This window comes from Pseudovibrio sp. Ad37 (assembly GCF_001623075.1).
In the GTDB taxonomy this organism is placed as follows: Bacteria; Pseudomonadota; Alphaproteobacteria; order Rhizobiales; family Stappiaceae; genus Pseudovibrio.
In genome coordinates, this window is sequence record NZ_LMCF01000216.1 from 1 (window position 1) to 18,141 (window position 18,141).

Consider the following 18,141-nt stretch of genomic DNA (forward strand, 5'->3'; position numbering starts at 1 on the left):
GCAGCAAGAAGTTATCAAGCACTGTGGCAGGCCGTAGGCCAAGTCTGCGACCTCTTCACAAAGCAAGAGTGCAACAACTTCTTCAAAACAGCTGGATACATGACCGATTAAACGCGACAAGCTCTAGCCTCTTCCCCATTCAGCCAGACATCAAACAAAAACACCGCATGAAAGATCATGCGGTGTTAAAACTGCTTCACGACGAGGCTGCTTATGCAGATCCCTCTTTGGTATCTTCGGGATAGAGGAAAGCTTCCTCAGTCGGAATAATCGGTGTTGCTGAGAGATATTGACGTCTGTACTCCTCAAGGAAGGACACCAGACTATCCCCGACACCAATCGACTTGGCAACATTCAGGAACTCGACGCCGCGGTCATCAATAGGCCGCGTCACAATCTCAAATGTTTCAGCCTGCGGAGACTCGCTCATTTTCTGCGAGTATTTCTGCCGCAGCCGCTCAAGACCTAAGCTATCTTCAGCCAGCGTATAGGCAATCGCCGCGCGGATGACATCAACACGCTCATGGTCAGCAAGTGGCACTTCATCAGACCAGCGACTGCCGTTCATCTGTTCCAGCTGCTCACCAGCCTTCCGCCAGGATCGCGCCGACCAAAGCGTATCAGCCCGCAAACGATCCACGTCAGAGCCAGACATGTTACGCACCAGCTCCAGAGCAAGATCAGGACGCCCGCTCTCACTCAAGGCACGCGCCTCAACAATATTCCGCTGGCGCTGCAAAGCAGCCGGTAACTGCCCCTGACGCGTTTGCGAAAGCACCCGCAGCGCTTCTTCCGGCTTCCGGTTCAGCAGATAAACAACAGCCAGATCTGCTGCGATCTGAGCGCGTGCAGCACCCTTCAATCGCTTATCGATCTGGTGCCGCAAAACAGAGGCAGCCTGATCCAGCAAGTCCATATCAATCAGACGACTGGCCAGCATCCGCGCCATCTCATCACCTTGACGGCCAGCAGGCACCAGCTCACGGAAATCATAAAACAGCGCAAGCGCTTTCACAGGCTCCAGAGCTTGCGCTCTGCCTTCAAGGAACAGCGTCGCAAAAACAGACCCCATTTCCTGCTGAATGTTCGAGGTAATCTCTGCCCCTGCATCAGATTGCACAGCCTGAGACATCGCCTCAAAGGCCCGGCGGTAGTTGCCTTCCTGCGCATGCAACTGAGCCATCAACCGCAAAGTCTTCAGCTCAGTTTCATCTCCACGCCACGACGCAGCAAGCCCCTCCAGTTCGGAGAGAGCTTCATCCGCATCAATCAAACCATCCCGGTACCGCAGCTTCACACTTAGGAACTTGGCTTCTGCAGCCTCTGGCCCATCACTGGAGCGCACCACAAGGTCATACACATCCAGTGCTTCCTGCGAACGACCAGACGCATCCGCAATCCGTCCGCGCAGCAAGTCATACTGAATGGCCTGCTCTTCATTCACATCAGAAGGCTCAATCTGTGACAAAGCCCCCAATGCTCGCCCATAGTTCCCAAGCGCAAGATGCGTCTTGGCAGCTGCAAGATTAAAGTACACCTGCAACATGACCGGATAGTTGGCCATAACAGCCAGCCCGCGCCCAAGATTTGCATGAGCACCCTGCCAGTCCCCCAGTGAGGAATGCGCAAAGGTCCGCCACACCGCTGCATCAGGACTGCTGGCAAGTTCAGGAGCCGCAAGATACTCGAGTGCCTCACCCGGTCGCGACGCCAACATCTGCGCGGCACCCATCATCACGTTGAAGGTGGCGTCTTTCTCAATGAGAGGATCATCCTCTTCCATGATGCGCAAGGTGCCAATGGCCTCCTGCGCAAACCCGCTGGAGAGGAAAAAACGTGCCATGTCCAGCCGCGGACCACTCAACTGCTCCGGATCAGCCTTCGCAATCGCATCTTCATGCGCCCGAAGGCCCTGCATGTAATCCTCAGGCTTTTGCTGGTCTAGCTGTGCAAATTCAATCAGGCCCGGCTGTGTCGGGTCTTTAACATGAACACCAATCGTGGTGCCTTTGGAAAGACCACGGTTCGAAATCTTCAATCCGTCAGGTCTGGAGATCACGAGATCTTCGCCCGACAACTCAACATCAATGCCATCAGCACTTGGAACAACGGCAAGTCCCTGAGAACTACGCAGGATCTGAACCTGAGGGAACCGGTGCGATTTCAAAATGCCACGAACAGGCGCTGGACCACTGACCACATAAATCCGGTCACCGACACTCTTGTCAGTCAGCACATGCAATCGTCCACTCGCACCAAATGGCAGGCGCAGAACATTCGAGCCATCACCCTGCACGTTCCGCTCAACATCAACTTGTTCAGTCTTTGTCGAGATCGACGGCCCCAAAGTGATCGCCCAGGCGTCATCCTGATACTCGATGGAAATCAACGTGGTCCGCTTCAGGTCAAACCGCAGCACCTGCGCGCCATCAACTTCATCAAGTTCCACCTTGCGTGCAAGATCGCTCAAAACAGCAGGAATACCGCGACCGTCCAGATTTTCTTCGCTATCAAACACCGCCCAGACTTTTTCATCGCGGCGGAAGACAGCAGCGCCAACTTCATTCTCAAACGGAAACACCAGACGAACGGTATCACCAATGCGGTACGTTTCAACGCCAACAACACGCGCTGCTACATCATTTTCTTCCTGAATGATTGATTCAGCAGAAGCACGACGCGCAATCGGCAACTCATCGTCAGCGTCAGCAACAACAGTTGCAGTAGCCGGAACAGCGGCCGCGCTTCCTTCCTGCTCAGAAGCTAGTGTCACTGGTATTGAGGTCTGCCCGCCTGCATTCACAACCTCCGCAATGAGATCGCCTTCCGGAATGATTTCAGCAGCAGGTGCCACACTGGCTTTAGGCGCAGGTTCCGGTTTCACACGGCGAACAGGTTGCGCATTAACGACAACAGCTTCAACAGGGTCTGGCTCTTTGTTAACCTCAGCCCGCAGATCCTCTTTTGAAGGCTTTGATTGAGGAATGTCTGCTGGAGCCAACCGGTCAACCGGCTCACCTATGCGTTCCAGTTCCGGCTTTTCAACTGGCAACGGCATCGGCGGAAAATCAAGACCATCATTCACGCTGGTTTGAGCAGTCTGTACAGGTTGAGGCGTTGGAAACAGACTGCCCGGAGCAGCAACCGGAGCCTGATCAACAGCAGCAGACACGGCAGGCGCAGTTGCAGCGGGTGCTGCATCTTTATTACCAAGCGTGTTTATGACATTCGAAGCACCTCGTGGCACATCCCCATTGCCAAAAAGCTCATCGCGAACTTCGGAAACCCGTGGATCCAACTGGCCGATGTCTTCAGGTGTGACATCAACAATAAGCTGCTTCCCCTCCTGAAAAGATCGCACATCAACACTAGGATCAACAATCATGTTGAAGATCAGATCATTGTCGCGGGTTTGGGAGCCAACATCCAACACAGTACGCGGTAGACTTGCTTTGAACTGAGACAAATCCAGATCAGCTGCCTGATCAAACTTAACGCGAATATTGTTTCCGTTGCGCTCAAACGCACTGCCAACCTTCACATTCCAATCGAAGATCAGGCGCGTAAATGTTGGATGCGTCCCAATCCGCAGCTTGACCTTGATCTCCTGATCTTCAAGCGCGTTCGCTTCTTCCAGCACACGAATACGTTCAAGAGCTTCCGCAGCCCGTCGGGCAAGCTCATCGACCACATCCTGTGGTAAAGACGGGGGACGGCCTTCATAATTGGCGGGAAGCAGGTCAATAAAGAGCTTCTCTCCAGCTTCCATACTGTTGATGTTAACCGGCTGCCGCAATGCAAAACGCAGCGCAGCACCATCAGGATCAGCACGAGCAATGGAGATGTAGTCCATCAATGCTTCCGGCACATCATCAACATCCGCTGCAATGCCTTCCGGAAAGGAAATGCGCAGGACACTAGTGGAAATGGAAGCCTCATAGGGCGGCAACAACGAGTGATCTGGGAACGTGATCACCATGCGAGCAAAGTTGCCGGTGTCTTCAACTTCAAGAACAGCAGAGGCTGGCTCAGCCCAGGCACTTAAAACACTGCCCCCTAAAGCAGTTGTGGCGAGCATAAAGGAGACAAGCCAAGCCTTACCCTTTACCCTCACAATGCGTGCTCCATGCAATGCACGGCGCGGCACAAAAGGTAAAGTGGCGCGCAGAAAGGAACGCTTCTGCTTATCTTTAAGGTCGCCCCCAAAATCGCCCATGCCTGATTCTTACTCCTAAAATTAATTAGGTATCTGTAACAATTGGCTATTAACGCAAGCTTACAGACTCCTGAGCCAAGAGCGAAAAACCGCCAATTTGCTCAGTTAATTCCCCTGAATCTTTGGAAGAATTGTGGAAGTCGTCTTCACATTGCGGCTCTCGCCTGCTGCCAGTGCAATTGTCAGCTGCTCCGCCATTTCCGGATCCATCTCAGAAAGCACATCCGCCATCTTCCGTGGCTGCATCTCCTTCACAACCTTCAGCATGATGTCCAGATCCAGACGGTTGAAGATCCGAGCGGCGTTTTTAGCCTTCATGCTTTCATAGATCTTCACCAGATCCAGGATCTCTTCCGTAGCCTGCTTTTCCTTGCGCTCAACTTCAGAATCGATCTTCGCTTCAAGTGCCTTAAGCTCCTGAAAGCGCTTATTAAAACGCGCCTCAGCAGCTGCAAGAACCTGCTCGCGAAGCTCCAAATCACTTTCACGCTGGTTCAGCACATCGCGGCGATTGCCAAGACTATTGAGAACGGCAAGTTCAGAAACGGAGTTCGTTGGAACACCACTTTCCTTCACACCACTTGTATTCTGAGCGACCTGGATCTTCCGTACGCCGGATGGATTGGGAAGAACGTTTGGAGTAGCAGGTGCCTCTTCCTCAGCCTTCGCCACTTCCGACTGCTGCGCATCGGCAACACGAACAGCACCAATCGGATAAGTGTCACCTAGAAAGAAACCAAGAAGTTTCAAAACCAAAAGGGCACTACCAGCAAAAACGACAATCGGAAGGAGCCTTAGTTTCATGCTACGCGGTCCTGCGCTTGTCTGCGGAAACGCTCAAGACGCGCAGCTGATTCATTTGCAGCTTCACGAATGTCACGGGTCACAGAGCGAGTCGCAGCTTTAGGGGCTGGAGCGCTACGTGTTTCAGCCGGATGCATCGTTTCCTGTTCCGCAATGATCCCGGCAGCAAGTCCCTCCGCTGCGGTTTCATAAGTGCGGGACATTGGAGCTGCTGGTGCGGCCACACGGGTGTCACGATCAGCAAGCGCACGATCTGCAACACCGCCAATGCGGTCCAGCACATCTTCGCCGGCTCCCAACTGATTAGTCAGTTTGCGGGAAACCGCCTCAGCTTCGCCCAGACGTACACCAAGAGTACGGTCCGCATTTCCGCAAGTGGACTTGAGACCCATGATCGCACGCTCTGCAATTTCGGTCGCTGTAATCAGCTCAGAAATGGTTGCACGCAAGGACTCTTCGTCAGATCGGAGACGACTTAGGCGATGGTTGAGCGTCCAGCAATACCCAATGGTAATCACAAGAAGAACCGCAACGATGCATTCAATAATAAGACCTAGGGACATTTAGTTTGTCTCCAGTTCGCTTTGCAGGGACTTTTCAAAAGCGGCGAGCGTCATTTTCGGTTGCTTCAGCTTCTTTGAAATTTCGATGGAAATTCGGTCATCAACATGGCCCATCAGGCCTTCTGTCAAAGCCACGCCCCCGCACTTCACCTGAACAGGATCACGAGGGCCGGTATCAAACAGCAAGGTTTGACCAACTTCCAGATTCAACACCCGCTGGAGCGGGATGGTGTTTTCATAAAGGACAGCATCAACCTGTACTTCTGAGGAATAAACCTCGGTGGCAAGGTGCTCTTCCCAAATAGGATCACGCCCGAACTTCTCACCCATGAACATCTGCAGAAGCAGGTCACGGATTGGTTCAAGGGTCGCGTAAGGCAGCACAATCTCAACTTTACCGCCGCGATCTTCCATGTCGATACGCAGCTCAACCATGATGGCAGCATTCGCAGGACGGGAAATCGCGGCAAAGCGCGGGTTCGTTTCCAAACGCTCAAGCGGAAAACTCACCGGAGACAGAGGACCAAAAGCCTGCTCCGCATCCAGCAGAATAATCTCGATCATCCGGCGCACCAGATTGCTCTCAATCGTGGTATATGGCCGCCCTTCAACGCGTGTAGGTGAAGATCCACGGCCACCACCAAGCAACACATCAATGATGGAATAGATCAGAGAGCTCTCAACGGTGACAAGTCCAAACCCATCCCATTCCTTGGCCTTGAAAACACCAAGGATCGCTGGAAGTGGAATTGAGTTCAGATAATCACCAAAACGCACATTGGTCATGGAGTCCAAAGAGACTTCAACATTGTCCGATGTAAAATTACGCAGAGAAGTTGTTGTGAGACGTACGAGACGGTCAAACACGATCTCCAGCATCGGCAGGCGCTCATAAGACACCATTGCCGAATTGATCAGCGCACGAATACCGCCTTCATCACCAGCCAGAGACCCATCCAGCGTAAAGCCCAGAAGGTTGTCGATCTCTTCCTGATTCAGAATACGGTCAGCACCACGAGACGCACTCTCTACATCCGGTTCGCTGTCGTCGATCATCGCAGCCCATTGAGCTGCGGCCTCTTCACCGCCTTCTACGCCTTGCTCTTGAAGCGCAGCGCCCCACGCCGCTGCAAGATCCTCATCACTGTCACCGCCCTCAGCTTCAGAAAGAGCGGTGTCCCATGCATCATCCTGATTTTCAGTGAGAGTATCGGTATCTGACATATGCCGCTCCCTTACTGGATCAGGATCTCTTTAAAGAGAACCCCTTCAACCTTGGCTGGATAGATTGCAGAGTTGATGCGGCGCAGAAGTTGTTCCTTCAAGCGGAACAGTCCAGCAGATCCTTCCAGATCTGCAGGGCGCAACTCACGCAGATAAATCTGGAAAGCATCAAGAATGCGCGGAAGATAAGGCTCCACCTGAGAAACCATGCTGTCGCTCTCAACTTCAAGAGCGATGCGGACTTTCAGGTAGGTCGTGCGGCCTTGGGTAGAGAGGTTCACCGTCATTTCTGGCAGATCGTAAAAAACGACAGGCTTGGTTTGGATCTGTTCAACAGTGCCATCCGCCCGCTTGACAGTGGCTGTGTTGCCCAGATTGATCCAGTCCATTACATATGCACCGCTCACACCAAGGGTTAACAGCAAGACGCCAGCAATCGCTCCTATAACGATCTTGCGTTTGCCGGACTTACCGTCATCCTCAGTATTTTGCAGTTCCGCATCTGCCATTTTTGCGTCCCGGTGAATCGCAATTAAAAGTTTAGTAACTAATAATGCAACCTAGTTGGTTAACACTGATTACCGAATGGTTAATACGTCATTACTAAGCAATTTTTGCCCACTAGGAAATTAAAGTAGGCATATTTTATCAAATACTTAACAGATAATTTGCGCTTCCCTCCATCAAAACAGCAGAATTCAGCCAAAGTTTCAAACTGGCACAACTCCTGCAAGAACCTTGGCGCTGCGGGTCTGGGGAGACCTGTTGCAATGCTGGGGAGCATAAAATGGAAAACGCACAGCTGATCGGCTTATCACGCCAAAGTGCCCTTCGTCGGAACTTGGATGTGGTGGCCAACAATCTGGCTAACATCAATACGACTGGCTACAAGGCTCAAAGGCTTATCTTTGAAGAGTTCTTGATGCCAACCGCACAGGCGACTGAATTTCAGCGCCCGGACCGCCCTTTGTCCTTTACGCAGGATGTAGGGACAGCAACAGTTCTGACACAGGGCTCGATCCAACTAACAGGTAATCCGCTGGACGTCGCAATCGAAGGTGACGGCTATCTGGCTGTAACTGGCGCAGGCGGTGAGCAGCTTTACACTCGCTCAGGCAGCCTTGCCATTGATCCTGAGGGCACGCTCGTAACAGATGCAGGCCTGCCAGTTCTCGCTGACGGTGCTCCAATCCAAATCAATCCAGAAGATGGTGAAATCACCATCACCAAAGAAGGCGTGATCTCCACCCCACAGGCTCAACTTGGCCGATTGGATGTTTACACCTTCGACAACCGCCAAGAGCTTTTGCACGTTGGCACAAACCTGTTTTCCGGCTTGAACCCAATCCCAGCAAATAACCCGACTGTCGTCCAGGGCGCCCTTGAAGGCTCCAACGTGGAAGGCATTCAGGAAATCTCCCGCATGATTGAAATCACCCGTCAATACAAAAGCGTGTCCAAGATGATGTCGCAGCGCAACGAACTTCGTCAGCGCTCCATCCGCGAACTTGGATCGGTTGAAGCTTAAGGAACAGCCCAATGAAAGCCCTTCACATCGCCGCAACCGGCATGAAAGCTCAGGAACTGAACGTCGAAGTTATTTCGAACAACGTGGCCAACATGCGCACCACTGGCTACAAGCGCCAGCGCGCAGACTTTCAGGATCTGCTCTACGAAAACCAGCGCCGCATGGGCACCGAAACCTCAGACGCAGGCACAATCGTTCCAAACGGCGTGCAAATTGGCTCCGGTGTACGCACAGCAGCAACCACGCGCATCATGTCACCGGGCTCCGTGACCCAAACGGGCAACGAGTACGACATAACAATTCGCGGCGAAGGCTTCTTCCAGATCCAGCGTCCGGACGGCACAACCGGCTTCACCCGTGACGGCTCCTTCGCACGCTCCCAGACAGGCCAGCTCGTCACCAAAGACGGCTATACAGTTCAGCCTGGAATCACAATTCCGGACAACGCCCGCGATCTGACAATCAACGTACAAGGCCTCGTGCAGGCCATGGACGACAACGATCAGGTCCTGAACCTTGGACAGCTCGAAATCGCCCGCTTCACAAACAAAGCTGGCCTTGAGGCAATCGGCGACAACCTCTTCCTGGAAACACCGGCAAGCGGCCCGCCACAGACCGACAACCCGGGCAACGCAGGCTTTGGCAACATCCTTCAGCGCCATCTTGAATCATCTAACGTCGATGCTGTGACCGAGCTTTCCAATCTGATTTCAGCTCAGCGTGCTTACGAGATGAACTCCAAGATCATCAAAGCAGCCGATGAGATGTACTCCACCACAACGAATCTTCGCTAAGGAGTTGAGTTGATGAGAAAGTTGGCAACCACACTCATTGCAGGACTACTGGCCCTGACAGCCAGCAGCGCATTTGCGGCCTCAACCCTGCGCCCAACGGTCAATGTAACCGGACCAGTTGTCACCATTGGTGACTTCTACACCGAAGCGGGAGAGCTGGCCCAAACACCAATCTTTCGCAGCCCGGACCTTGGCACCACTGGCAACGTTTCTGCACTGATCATCGCACAGCAGGCACAGGCCGCTGGCTTTATTCAGGCCGACACCAACGGCCTGACCACTGTGAGTGTGCACCGCCTTTCCATCCCGGTAGATGAAACACTCATCTCAGACATCCTGCGCAATGCTTTTGCGGAGCGCGCAAGCGTGCAACCGGACGAGATTGAAATCTCCTACCACTCACCACTTCCGGTGAACATGCAGGCAGACGCCAACTCCATTTCTCCGCTAACCATCGGGCACATCAACTGGTCACCGCGCACCGCACGCTTCAAAGCCATCCTCAATGTGGTGCAGGAAGGCCAAAGCAAACCAATCTCCGTCATTGGCAACGCCTCTCAGATGGTGTCCATCACTACACTGGCTCGCAATCTGGAACGCGGCAGGGTCATCACAGCCAAGGACATTCGCGAGGAGCGCAAGCCAGCCTCTCGCTATGCCGGACGTGAGTTTCTTGCAGCTGCTGATCTTGTTGGAATGGAAGTGCGCCGTAACATGCGCTCTGGCTCAACCATCACTCCAAGGGATGTAAGCGCACCGATCCTCGTCAAGCGCGGCGCTAAAGTGACTGTGATCTACAAGATCCCCGGCATGAACATCACAACTCAGGGCAAAGCCAAGTCTGAAGGCGGCAAAAATGACCTGATTGAGATTGTGAACCCAATTTCAAAGAAAACGATCCTTGCTGAAGTCATCGGCAGAGACATCGCCATCGTGACCACCGCAAAAACGCAGGTCGCAGCCGTATTGGAGAACCGCTGATGCCGAGAATATCTTCAGCAACCAAAATCAAGCAATATGCTGCGCTCACGATTGGCCTGTTTGCACTCGTCGGCTGCGAGACAGCCGACAAACTTTCCAAGGTTGGCCAAGAACCTGTTCTGACCGCGATTCAGGACCCACGCACGCAGCCAGGCTATCGCCCGGTACAAATGCCAATGCCAATTAAGGAAGTAGAGCGCTACAACGCGAACTCTCTTTGGCGCACCGGCAACAGAGCTTTCTTTCAGGACCAGCGCGCAAAACGTGTTGGCGACATCGTAACGGTAAACGTCACCATTTCCGACAAAGCAGCGTTTGAGAACACCTCGAAGAGCTCACGCAGTGATGCTAAGAATTCCGGAACTGGTGGCGCTCTCGGCGGCGCGATCAACACACTGGCACTTCCTGCCAGCGCTTCAGCTGACGCTCTGGCATCAATCAACAGCTCCGACAACTTTCAGGGCACCGGCTCTATTGACCGCACAGAAAGCCTGAAGACCACCGTTGCAGCTGTCGTGACACAGGTACTGCCCAACTCCAACCTCGTCATCGAGGGCCGTCAGGAAGTGCGTGTGAACCACGAAGTTCGCGAGTTGATCGTAGCAGGCGTTGTTCGTCCGCAGGACATTGCATCCGACAACACAGTTGAGAGCACCAAGATCGCAGAGGCACGCATCGGCTACGGCGGCCGCGGCCAGATCTCCGTTGCCCAACAACCTAAATACGGCAGTCAGGTGCTGGACATCGTGCTTCCGTTTTAGAGCGTGTTCCGTTTGATTGGTTTCAATCAAACGGCAAGAATTCGCTCCAACAAAGATGTTAGAGCGCAATGCGTGACTGTAAATGAACGCGGCGTGCTCAAAAAGAAATCAAAGAACCCAAAACCGCTTAATAAGCTCCCCAGCTTGAGCGGCACATAAAGCGAGCTCGGCAACATGCTCCCCAGCATGCCGGGCTCGTTTTCTTTTGTGCACCAGAACATCGCCCACCGACGTCCGGCCAAAACAAAACAAGGGAAGCACAGCTAAGCCGTGCTTCCCTCGTAAAGTCATACTTCAAGTACTAGAGCCTAAAAACTTAGGACCACAGCTTGAAAGGCGATATCCTGTCTCCCTGAGGATCAGTCATCCCGATAGATTTTCTCGCGCCGCTCATGAGCCTCTTGGGCTTCAATAGAAAGCGTTGCGATAGGTCGTGCATCCAAACGACGAACAGAGATTGGCTCGCCAGTCTCTTCACAGTAGCCGTAGGACTTGTCTTCGATGCGAGCAAGAGCAGCGTCAATTTTGGAAATCAACTTTCTCTGCCGGTCACGCGCACGTAATTCAATCGACCGATCGGTTTCAGAAGAAGCACGGTCAGCCAGATCTGGATGATTAGTGCTTTCTTCTTGAAGCGCAGCAAGGGTCTCCTTGCTCTCTTTCAGAATATCTTCCTTCCACGCAAGAAGCTTTCTACGAAAGTACTCGCGCTGTTGGTCGTTCATGAATGGTTCATCCTGTGTCGGACGATAATCAATTGCGACATCAACTGCCATCTGAAACTCCGCCTATTTATATGGGCGGCTGGAATATAGCGAGAGGAACCTGAAACAACAATCTACTAAAAAGATGAAATTGTCTAAGAACACAATTATTCAGTGTATTCAGCAACTTATACGGTTGGAAACCTTTGATACTATCGTAAATGGATAGGCTATTCTACGTAGTGACCCAGCTTTGCGAGCTCGATTCTTGCACGCAATTCAATATCTTCGACCACTCGGTCGAGGCCGGGGTTACCGCTTTTGACCTGCATGGACAGGTTACCAACAAGCCGTTCAAGGCGCTCTGGCTGCACTTTGCCTTGCAGCAAATCGATCCGCAGCGCATCTAGTTGATCCAGAAGTTTATTTCCGTGCTGGACAGCGCGCTGCTTGTCATCGACCTGCACTTCCATCTGCTGGAGAGCCAGCAAAGAATCCACCCCCTGCAGCGACGGTGTAGGAACGCCAGCCTGCGACTGCGCAACGCTGGTGGTCTCTTCCTCAACAGCAAACGCGCCCGCCTGCTCGCCTTCAGAACCTTTGCGACGTTTCGTGCCCACTTTACTCGTGGAGTTCAAACCAGAAACTGGAGTGCTGCGTACAAGCAAGACCTTACCCTCAGAGCTATGGAACTGGACAAAAGCTTAAACCCGAACGCATTTGCCGAGCTGATCACGTAAAACTTTACCAAGCAGGCAACAATTGCCGCATTAAAATTTGCAGTGCTTTAACTTTTATCCACCCTCTACTAAAAATACCCAGTAAATTCAGCAAGTTAAAAATTAGCAAACGCAGCACACGAACTGGCACAAAATTCGCATATTTCCTGCAAGTGTGAATTGAACAGCCGGGTACCAATGCGCTCTTTCGCAAATTTACGTAGAATCGCCGCAGCGGCACTGATCGTCCTTATGGGCGCGACCCTTCATGGGAACGCAGCCTCACGGATCAAGGACATCACTGACTTTGAAGGCATCCGAGACAACCAGCTCATTGGCTACGGTCTCGTCGTCGGCCTTCAGGGCACAGGCGACTCTCTCAATGCCTCACCATTCACCCGACAATCTTTGCAGGCCATGTTGGAGCGCCTAGGCGTCAACACCAACGAAGCGGACCTGAACACAAAGAACACCGCCGCCGTAATGGTAACCGCCAACCTGCCAGCATTCTCCACACAAGGCACCCGCATCGACGTCACCGTAAGCGCATTGGGTGACGCAAAAAATCTTCAGGGCGGAACACTGCTGGTAACACCATTGATGGGTGCAGACGGAGAAGCCTACGCCATTGCGCAAGGTCCAGTGGCAATCGCTGGCTTTGCAGCACAAGGCGACGCCGCTTCCGTTGTGCGCGGCGTTCCAACATCTGGCCGCATTCCAAACGGCGCTCTTGTGGAGCGAGAAGTTGAGTTCAAACTCTCTTCACTCAGCACCATTCGCCTGGCCCTGCGCAACCCGGACCTGACCACATCCCGGCGCATCGCAGTTGCAATCAACGAGCTGATTGGCCTACCGACTGCAGAGCCTCTGGATCCATCCACCGTTCGCCTCACACTACCAAAACAGTTCGATGGCAACATCGTCGATCTGATCACTGATATCGAGCAGCTGATTGTAGAGCCTGATTTACCAGCCAAGATCGTGATTGACGAAAGCTCCGGCATCATCGTCATGGGTCAGCAGGTGAAAGTCTCTACCGTCGCAGTCGCACAAGGCAACCTCACAGTCACCATTGCAGAATCACCCGAAGTGGTTCAGCCGCTGCCATTCGCTCAGGGCCAAACAGCAGCAGTGCCCCGTACAGACGTGCAGGTGACCGAAGACAACAGCCAGCTCGCACTCGTCAATGAAACAATCACACTTCAGCAGCTAGTCGATGGATTGAACGCTCTGGGAATCGGCCCAAGAGACCTGATCTCCATCCTGCAGGCCATCAAAGCCGCTGGCGCCCTTCAGGCAGAAATTGAGGTCCTCTAATGCTCCAACAAGCACAACTGCCCTCACCTGCCCTGACAAGCTCAACAGACCTGATCGCAGGAGCCAACCAGTCAGGCAAACCATCAGCTGCAAAAGACCCGCTGATGGAAAAGGCCAAGGAATTTGAAACCGTATTCCTCAATGAAATGTTGCAAAACATGTTTACTGGCCTGGATGAAGGCGGAACCTACGGGAACGGCGAAGGCTCAGAAGCGTGGAAATCCATGTTGATCAATGAGTACGCCAACACAATGTCTCAATCTGGCGGCATTGGTATTGCAGCTTCAGTTCATTCGCAATTACTACAACTTCAAGAGAACGCAGTATGACCAACCAGTACGACGCTGAAACTGTTTCAAGTACAGTATCGTTTGAAGAAGAACCCATCCAGACACGAATGCAAGCTGAGGTCTTCTGCGAAAATTTTGAAACGGCAATGGACAACCTCGTAGATATCATCGAGGCGGAAACGGAACTGCTGCGCGAAGGGCAAATTTCTGAGCTTCCAACCGTTGCCCCCAAAAAACATGCCGCGATCGAGTCATATCTCTCCGGCATCCGCGTCGCCAGCGCAAATGCCATCGCACTAGGCAATCTCGCTCCGCTGTCCATTCAACGTATGCGCGAACGCCACGGTAATCTGCGGCCAATTCTTCAAACCAACCTGCAAGTGGTCTCTACGGCACGTTCAGTGACAGACAACGTCATTGAGACCGTTGCCAAAGCGGTTGGTTCTCAAATGAAGACAAGGGGTTACGGCGCAAACGGTATGATGAGTTCGCCCCAAAGATCCGCTCAGGGCATTGCCGTTAACCAAACCCTGTAAACGGCACCATATTAAGCGTGCATATTAACGAAATAGCCTGAAGACCGCCCAGAGCCTCCCTGAGAAATAAGGGTATTTGGCGGTTTTCAGTCGCATTTCTCTAAATATTTAGTAAATTTCAAGCATTAAGATTAATCTTATTTAAGAACATTCCCCATAAAGTTGTCAGAGATTGAACACGTGGGGGACATTATGGAAATAGTCACACAACGACCGACACTCTTACATCAAGCGCTGACAACACAGGCAGCTCCGGTAAAGTCAGAGACCGAACAGGTCAAAACCGAACTTTCCGGCGCCCAGGCAGTGACCGCATCCTCTGAGTCGGAGGATAACTCAACCGCCTCCGAGAAATCATACCTCTCAGACTCCCGTCTCGGCGTCATCCCTAGCAAACCTAAGGAAGACCAGAGTCGCATTGAACGCGGTTACAATTATGATGAAGAGTCAGATGAGCTCATCTATTCAATGACGCAAGAGCCAGAAGGCGATGTCATTTATGAGCTGCCATCCAAAACAGCTCGCCGCATTCGCGCATTCCTGGATGAAGTTCTTCAGGCGCAAGAAAAGCGCAGCCTGGGCGGTGAAGCTAAGGACATCGATCCTGCCATCTACGAAGCCAAGCAGGTCGAGCCAACGCAAGCAAAGCAGGCCTAAGCCACACAGGCTTTATCCTCCCTGCAAACCAGACTTATCCCCCTTGAGCTATGCCGCCCCCGCAGCATGGCTCTTTTTTTGTCTGCCCAATGGCCACCACATAACAACGTGCCCATCACCACAAAAACGCAAAGCAACGCACATACCAACGCAACCAATGGCACAGCCAAAAAGACAACGAAAAACGCGCCCCAAAGAGCGCGTTCTCCAAATTCTAAATCTGAAACAAAGCTTATCGGATAAGCTGCAGCACAGACTGACCAGCCTGAGTTGCCAGAGACAGAGTAGAAGTAGCAATCTGGTTCTGAGTGTTCAGAGCCGCAAGGTTCGCACCTTCCAGGTTGGAATCAGCCAGCGTCAACTTACCAGCACCAACTTCCAGAGTATTGATAAAATCAGCTGTAAAGTCCTGTCGGTTAGTCACGACAGAAAGATTCGTACCAAAGGTAGAAGCCTGCGCACGTAGGCCCAGCTGAGCTTCACGAACCTGATCAAGAGACGCTTCGATCAACTCATCCGACCCCCAACCTCGGCCTTCACGCGCAACCTCATCGGCCTCGATCTGCTGCTTTGAGGAAACACCGAGATCACCACCGTTACCATCGCCCTCATAGCCCACTTTAAAGAAGCTACCACCATCACCAACGGTAGTATTGTCAACAACAAGCGAGTTAGATCCAGCATCAAATGATGCAGACAAGCCATCGACACCATCAAACGCATCAATCAGGTTTTGTACTGTAGTATTCTCATCGATATCGAGGATTGTTCCGGATGTAGCCCCTTCTTTCTGCAAGGAGATTTTATCGCCCTTTGCAAACCCTTCAAGATCTGTCAGCTTTACGGCATTAGTATCTGTGTTAGCGCCAGTGCCTAGGATATCGACGTCAACTAACCCAGTCTCAAGGGCAGCAGCACTTTTAACATATTTAAGCTCTACATTAGCGGCAGCTTTATCAATTTTAATTGAACCATCAGCTTCTAGCGTAACTTCAGCGTCCTGGTTACCAGCGGTTTCTCGAATTTTGTCCTGCAACGCCGAAGTGATATCAGACAATTTTGTGATGTCTGTTATCTCGATGACTTCGTCACCACCAATAGTAAAGGAACCACCCTCAGCTAATTCTAAGGTATCTTTTGCAAAAGTACCCGCAGTAGCAGGAGCTGGACCAGCTATCTGAACTACAGCTGTTGACCCTGTCGCTGTACCTGGTGCAGCACTCAAGATATCATCTGCAGTAATACCGAGCTTGAATGCCTGCTTTCCGTCTAACTCTTTGACTTCACCAATAGTTTCGTCAATTCCACCTAGTTTAATAGAGGAGTTCTCAGAATCCAAGTCGGTGTAATCAACAGCAGAAATGTTCAACTTTGAAGAGCCATCTTCGTTAAACTTTACGAGCAAATCGTTACCGTCACCACCAAGAAGGTTCTTACCCTTATAGCCAGAGTCCTTGGCTATGTCTTCGATCTGAGTACGCAGCTCGTTGAACTCAGCAGCATATTTTGCGCGAGTATCATCATCTTTAGATTGCAGCGCCTGGTTTGCTTTACCTTTTGCGGCATCCAGCAGCTTATCAATCGCTGAAATGCCTTTATCAGCAGCTTCCAGTGTAGAAACAGATTGCCCGATATCGTCCTGAAGGTTGCTCAGGTCAGATGCGCGGGAGTTCAGAGAAGAAGCGGTAAAGAAAGAATTCGGGTTATCAAGAGCAGAGTTAACTTTCTTACCAGTAGAAAGACGCTCTTGGGTATCGCTAATCAGGTTAGCCGTACTCTGGAGGGTGCTCAGGTTCGAGCGCACCGCAGCAGTGAGTGTAATATCAGCCATTTTATATGTCCCTTCTAGGATAATGAATGACCCTTTCTGGGTCACAAACGCAGCAAATAATTACTGAGTTTTAATTGGGTACAACTACCCGTCCTGCGAGTAAAGGGGGAACGTGTTAACAAGCACTTAATAAATCAGGGATTGCAGCAACCACACTCATCAGTTCGCAAATAAATTTAATTTTATATAATTAAGTCAAAAACTTACTCAACAACGGTAGCTAGACAGCCTCGTAATATTGTCTGTGCATATTTCCGCCTATTTTTACTTTCACAGCCCACCCAATAGCTTAAGTTGCGCTGCATGAATTGACGACTCTACATATTCAATTCAGAAGAGCTCTAAACTTAAGCAAAATTAGAAATAAATCGCTGAATAACTCGTAAGATTTAACTAGATTAACCTTTTGGTTGCCATCATAGTTAAGAGTGCTTTGAAGGAGGCTGCATGGCACTGAAGGTTGAACTAAAACCCGGAGAAAAGTTGATTGTTGGTGAGACACTTATCACTAACGATAAGCAACGTGCACGATTTTTCATTCAGGGAGATGCACCTATTCTCCGAGAGAAGGATATCCTTCTGCCGGAAGACGCCAGCACCATGGCACAGCAGGTCTATCTTGCAGTGCAGGTCATGTATTTAAAGCAGGATATCACGGTTACTCAGAAAGAGTATTTCGATGTGATTGGAAAGATCCTGCAGGCCGCACCAAGCACACGCGACCTTATCAGCGAGATTAGCACTGCAATTTTGCGAGAAGAGCTCTATCGCGCCCTGAAGCTCGCCAAGAAATTGATTGAATATGAAAGGACTTTGATAAGTCATGTATCAACAAGCAACTCAGGCATATCAGCAGTCCGCAAACACCTCGGCCTCAGCGGATCCGAGGGCTCTGGAAGCTGAAGCTCTGATGAAAGCGGCGGCACGCCTTTCTGTGCTGCAACGTGAGTGGGATACAGTTTCACGAGAAGAACGGAATGAAACGCTCATATTCAATCGCACGCTCTGGACAATTTTTGTAACTGAGGCCACTGCAGAGTATAGCGAGCTGCCTCTGGAGCTCCAAAATAACATCGCAAATCTGGCCCTGTTTACGTTCAACAGAACCATGGAAATGATGGGTGGTGCGGAGCCTGAGGCGCTTGAGACGATGATCAACATCAACAAGTCTCTGGCATCTGGATTAAGAGGCCAAAAGGCAAACGTATAATAACAA

The 18,141-nt window shown here is 51.5% G+C and carries 18 protein-coding genes; 10 read left to right on the forward strand and 8 right to left on the reverse strand.

Annotated features, from left to right (window positions below):
* Positions 1 to 211: 211 nt before the first annotated feature.
* The 5 genes from PsAD37_RS22890 to PsAD37_RS22910 form a co-directional block, all read right to left on the reverse strand.
* Complete coding sequence (locus tag PsAD37_RS22890) at positions 212 to 4,216, reverse strand: hypothetical protein (protein WP_208992034.1); 4,005 nt, start codon at positions 4,214 to 4,216, stop codon at positions 212 to 214.
* A 105-nt stretch (positions 4,217 to 4,321) separates the two neighbouring features.
* Positions 4,322 to 5,020 (reverse strand): MotE family protein, encoded by a 699-nt coding sequence (locus tag PsAD37_RS22895; RefSeq protein WP_063298059.1) that lies wholly within the window; start codon positions 5,018 to 5,020, stop codon positions 4,322 to 4,324.
* On the reverse strand, positions 5,017 to 5,583 hold the full coding sequence (locus PsAD37_RS22900) for a DUF6468 domain-containing protein (protein ID WP_063298060.1): 567 nt from the start codon (positions 5,581 to 5,583) through the stop codon (positions 5,017 to 5,019). Before PsAD37_RS22900 ends, PsAD37_RS22895 begins: the two co-directional genes overlap by 4 nt.
* Positions 5,584 to 6,807 carry a flagellar motor switch protein FliM gene (gene fliM / locus PsAD37_RS22905; protein ID WP_063298061.1) on the reverse strand — a complete coding sequence of 408 codons (1,224 nt, stop codon included), beginning with the start codon at positions 6,805 to 6,807 and terminating at the stop codon, positions 5,584 to 5,586.
* 11 nt (positions 6,808 to 6,818) lie between these two features.
* The gene (locus PsAD37_RS22910; protein WP_063298062.1) at positions 6,819 to 7,316 is read right to left on the reverse strand and encodes a flagellar basal body-associated FliL family protein; all 498 of its coding nucleotides are present in this window, start codon (positions 7,314 to 7,316) and stop codon (positions 6,819 to 6,821) included.
* Between the two features lie 278 nt (positions 7,317 to 7,594).
* Between PsAD37_RS22910 and flgF the strand changes: the two genes are divergently transcribed.
* Genes flgF through flgH form a run of 4 tightly spaced genes read left to right on the forward strand, consistent with a single transcriptional unit; the run spans position 7,595 to position 10,871 of the window.
* Positions 7,595 to 8,335: a flagellar basal-body rod protein FlgF gene (gene flgF, locus PsAD37_RS22915; RefSeq protein WP_063292781.1), complete on the forward strand. Its 741-nt coding sequence runs from the start codon at positions 7,595 to 7,597 to the stop codon at positions 8,333 to 8,335.
* Between the two features lie 11 nt (positions 8,336 to 8,346).
* Positions 8,347 to 9,129, forward strand: a complete 783-nt coding sequence (flgG, locus tag PsAD37_RS22920) for a flagellar basal-body rod protein FlgG (RefSeq protein WP_057462621.1) — start codon at positions 8,347 to 8,349, stop codon at positions 9,127 to 9,129.
* Positions 9,130 to 9,141: 12 nt separating this feature from the next.
* On the forward strand, positions 9,142 to 10,110 hold the full coding sequence (gene flgA, locus PsAD37_RS22925) for a flagellar basal body P-ring formation chaperone FlgA (protein ID WP_057462622.1): 969 nt from the start codon (positions 9,142 to 9,144) through the stop codon (positions 10,108 to 10,110).
* The gene (flgH, locus tag PsAD37_RS22930) at positions 10,110 to 10,871 is read left to right on the forward strand and encodes a flagellar basal body L-ring protein FlgH (RefSeq protein WP_063298063.1); all 762 of its coding nucleotides are present in this window, start codon (positions 10,110 to 10,112) and stop codon (positions 10,869 to 10,871) included. The genes flgA and flgH overlap by 1 nt, the downstream gene beginning before the upstream one ends.
* Positions 10,872 to 11,230: 359 nt before the next feature.
* On the opposite strand, the gene dksA is transcribed toward flgH, so the two are convergent.
* Complete coding sequence (gene dksA, locus PsAD37_RS22935; protein ID WP_057462624.1) at positions 11,231 to 11,647, reverse strand: RNA polymerase-binding protein DksA; 417 nt, start codon at positions 11,645 to 11,647, stop codon at positions 11,231 to 11,233.
* Between the two features lie 158 nt (positions 11,648 to 11,805).
* Positions 11,806 to 12,243: a flagellar assembly protein FliX gene (locus PsAD37_RS22940; protein ID WP_057462625.1), complete on the reverse strand. Its 438-nt coding sequence runs from the start codon at positions 12,241 to 12,243 to the stop codon at positions 11,806 to 11,808.
* A 249-nt stretch (positions 12,244 to 12,492) separates the two neighbouring features.
* Between PsAD37_RS22940 and PsAD37_RS22945 the strand changes: the two genes are divergently transcribed.
* The 4 genes from PsAD37_RS22945 to PsAD37_RS22960 all read left to right on the forward strand — a co-directional run bounded on the left by PsAD37_RS22945 (position 12,493) and on the right by PsAD37_RS22960 (position 15,094).
* Positions 12,493 to 13,611, forward strand: a complete 1,119-nt coding sequence (locus PsAD37_RS22945; RefSeq protein WP_063298064.1) for a flagellar basal body P-ring protein FlgI — start codon at positions 12,493 to 12,495, stop codon at positions 13,609 to 13,611.
* Positions 13,611 to 13,940 carry a rod-binding protein gene (locus tag PsAD37_RS22950; protein WP_063298065.1) on the forward strand — a complete coding sequence of 110 codons (330 nt, stop codon included), beginning with the start codon at positions 13,611 to 13,613 and terminating at the stop codon, positions 13,938 to 13,940. The genes PsAD37_RS22945 and PsAD37_RS22950 overlap by 1 nt, the downstream gene beginning before the upstream one ends.
* Positions 13,937 to 14,437, forward strand: a complete 501-nt coding sequence (locus tag PsAD37_RS22955; protein ID WP_063298066.1) for a hypothetical protein — start codon at positions 13,937 to 13,939, stop codon at positions 14,435 to 14,437. The genes PsAD37_RS22950 and PsAD37_RS22955 overlap by 4 nt, the downstream gene beginning before the upstream one ends.
* A gap of 192 nt (positions 14,438 to 14,629) precedes the next feature.
* Positions 14,630 to 15,094, forward strand: a complete 465-nt coding sequence (locus tag PsAD37_RS22960) for a hypothetical protein (RefSeq protein ID WP_063298067.1) — start codon at positions 14,630 to 14,632, stop codon at positions 15,092 to 15,094.
* 232 nt (positions 15,095 to 15,326) lie between these two features.
* On the opposite strand, the gene PsAD37_RS22965 is transcribed toward PsAD37_RS22960, so the two are convergent.
* The gene (locus tag PsAD37_RS22965) at positions 15,327 to 16,925 is read right to left on the reverse strand and encodes a flagellin (RefSeq protein ID WP_063298068.1); all 1,599 of its coding nucleotides are present in this window, start codon (positions 16,923 to 16,925) and stop codon (positions 15,327 to 15,329) included.
* Between the two features lie 447 nt (positions 16,926 to 17,372).
* Between PsAD37_RS22965 and PsAD37_RS22970 the strand changes: the two genes are divergently transcribed.
* Positions 17,373 to 17,828, forward strand: a complete 456-nt coding sequence (locus PsAD37_RS22970; protein WP_063289608.1) for a flagellar biosynthesis repressor FlbT — start codon at positions 17,373 to 17,375, stop codon at positions 17,826 to 17,828.
* Positions 17,749 to 18,135: a flagellar biosynthesis regulator FlaF gene (locus tag PsAD37_RS22975; RefSeq protein WP_084408064.1), complete on the forward strand. Its 387-nt coding sequence runs from the start codon at positions 17,749 to 17,751 to the stop codon at positions 18,133 to 18,135. The genes PsAD37_RS22970 and PsAD37_RS22975 overlap by 80 nt, the downstream gene beginning before the upstream one ends.
* The last annotated feature ends 6 nt before the right edge of the window (positions 18,136 to 18,141 follow it).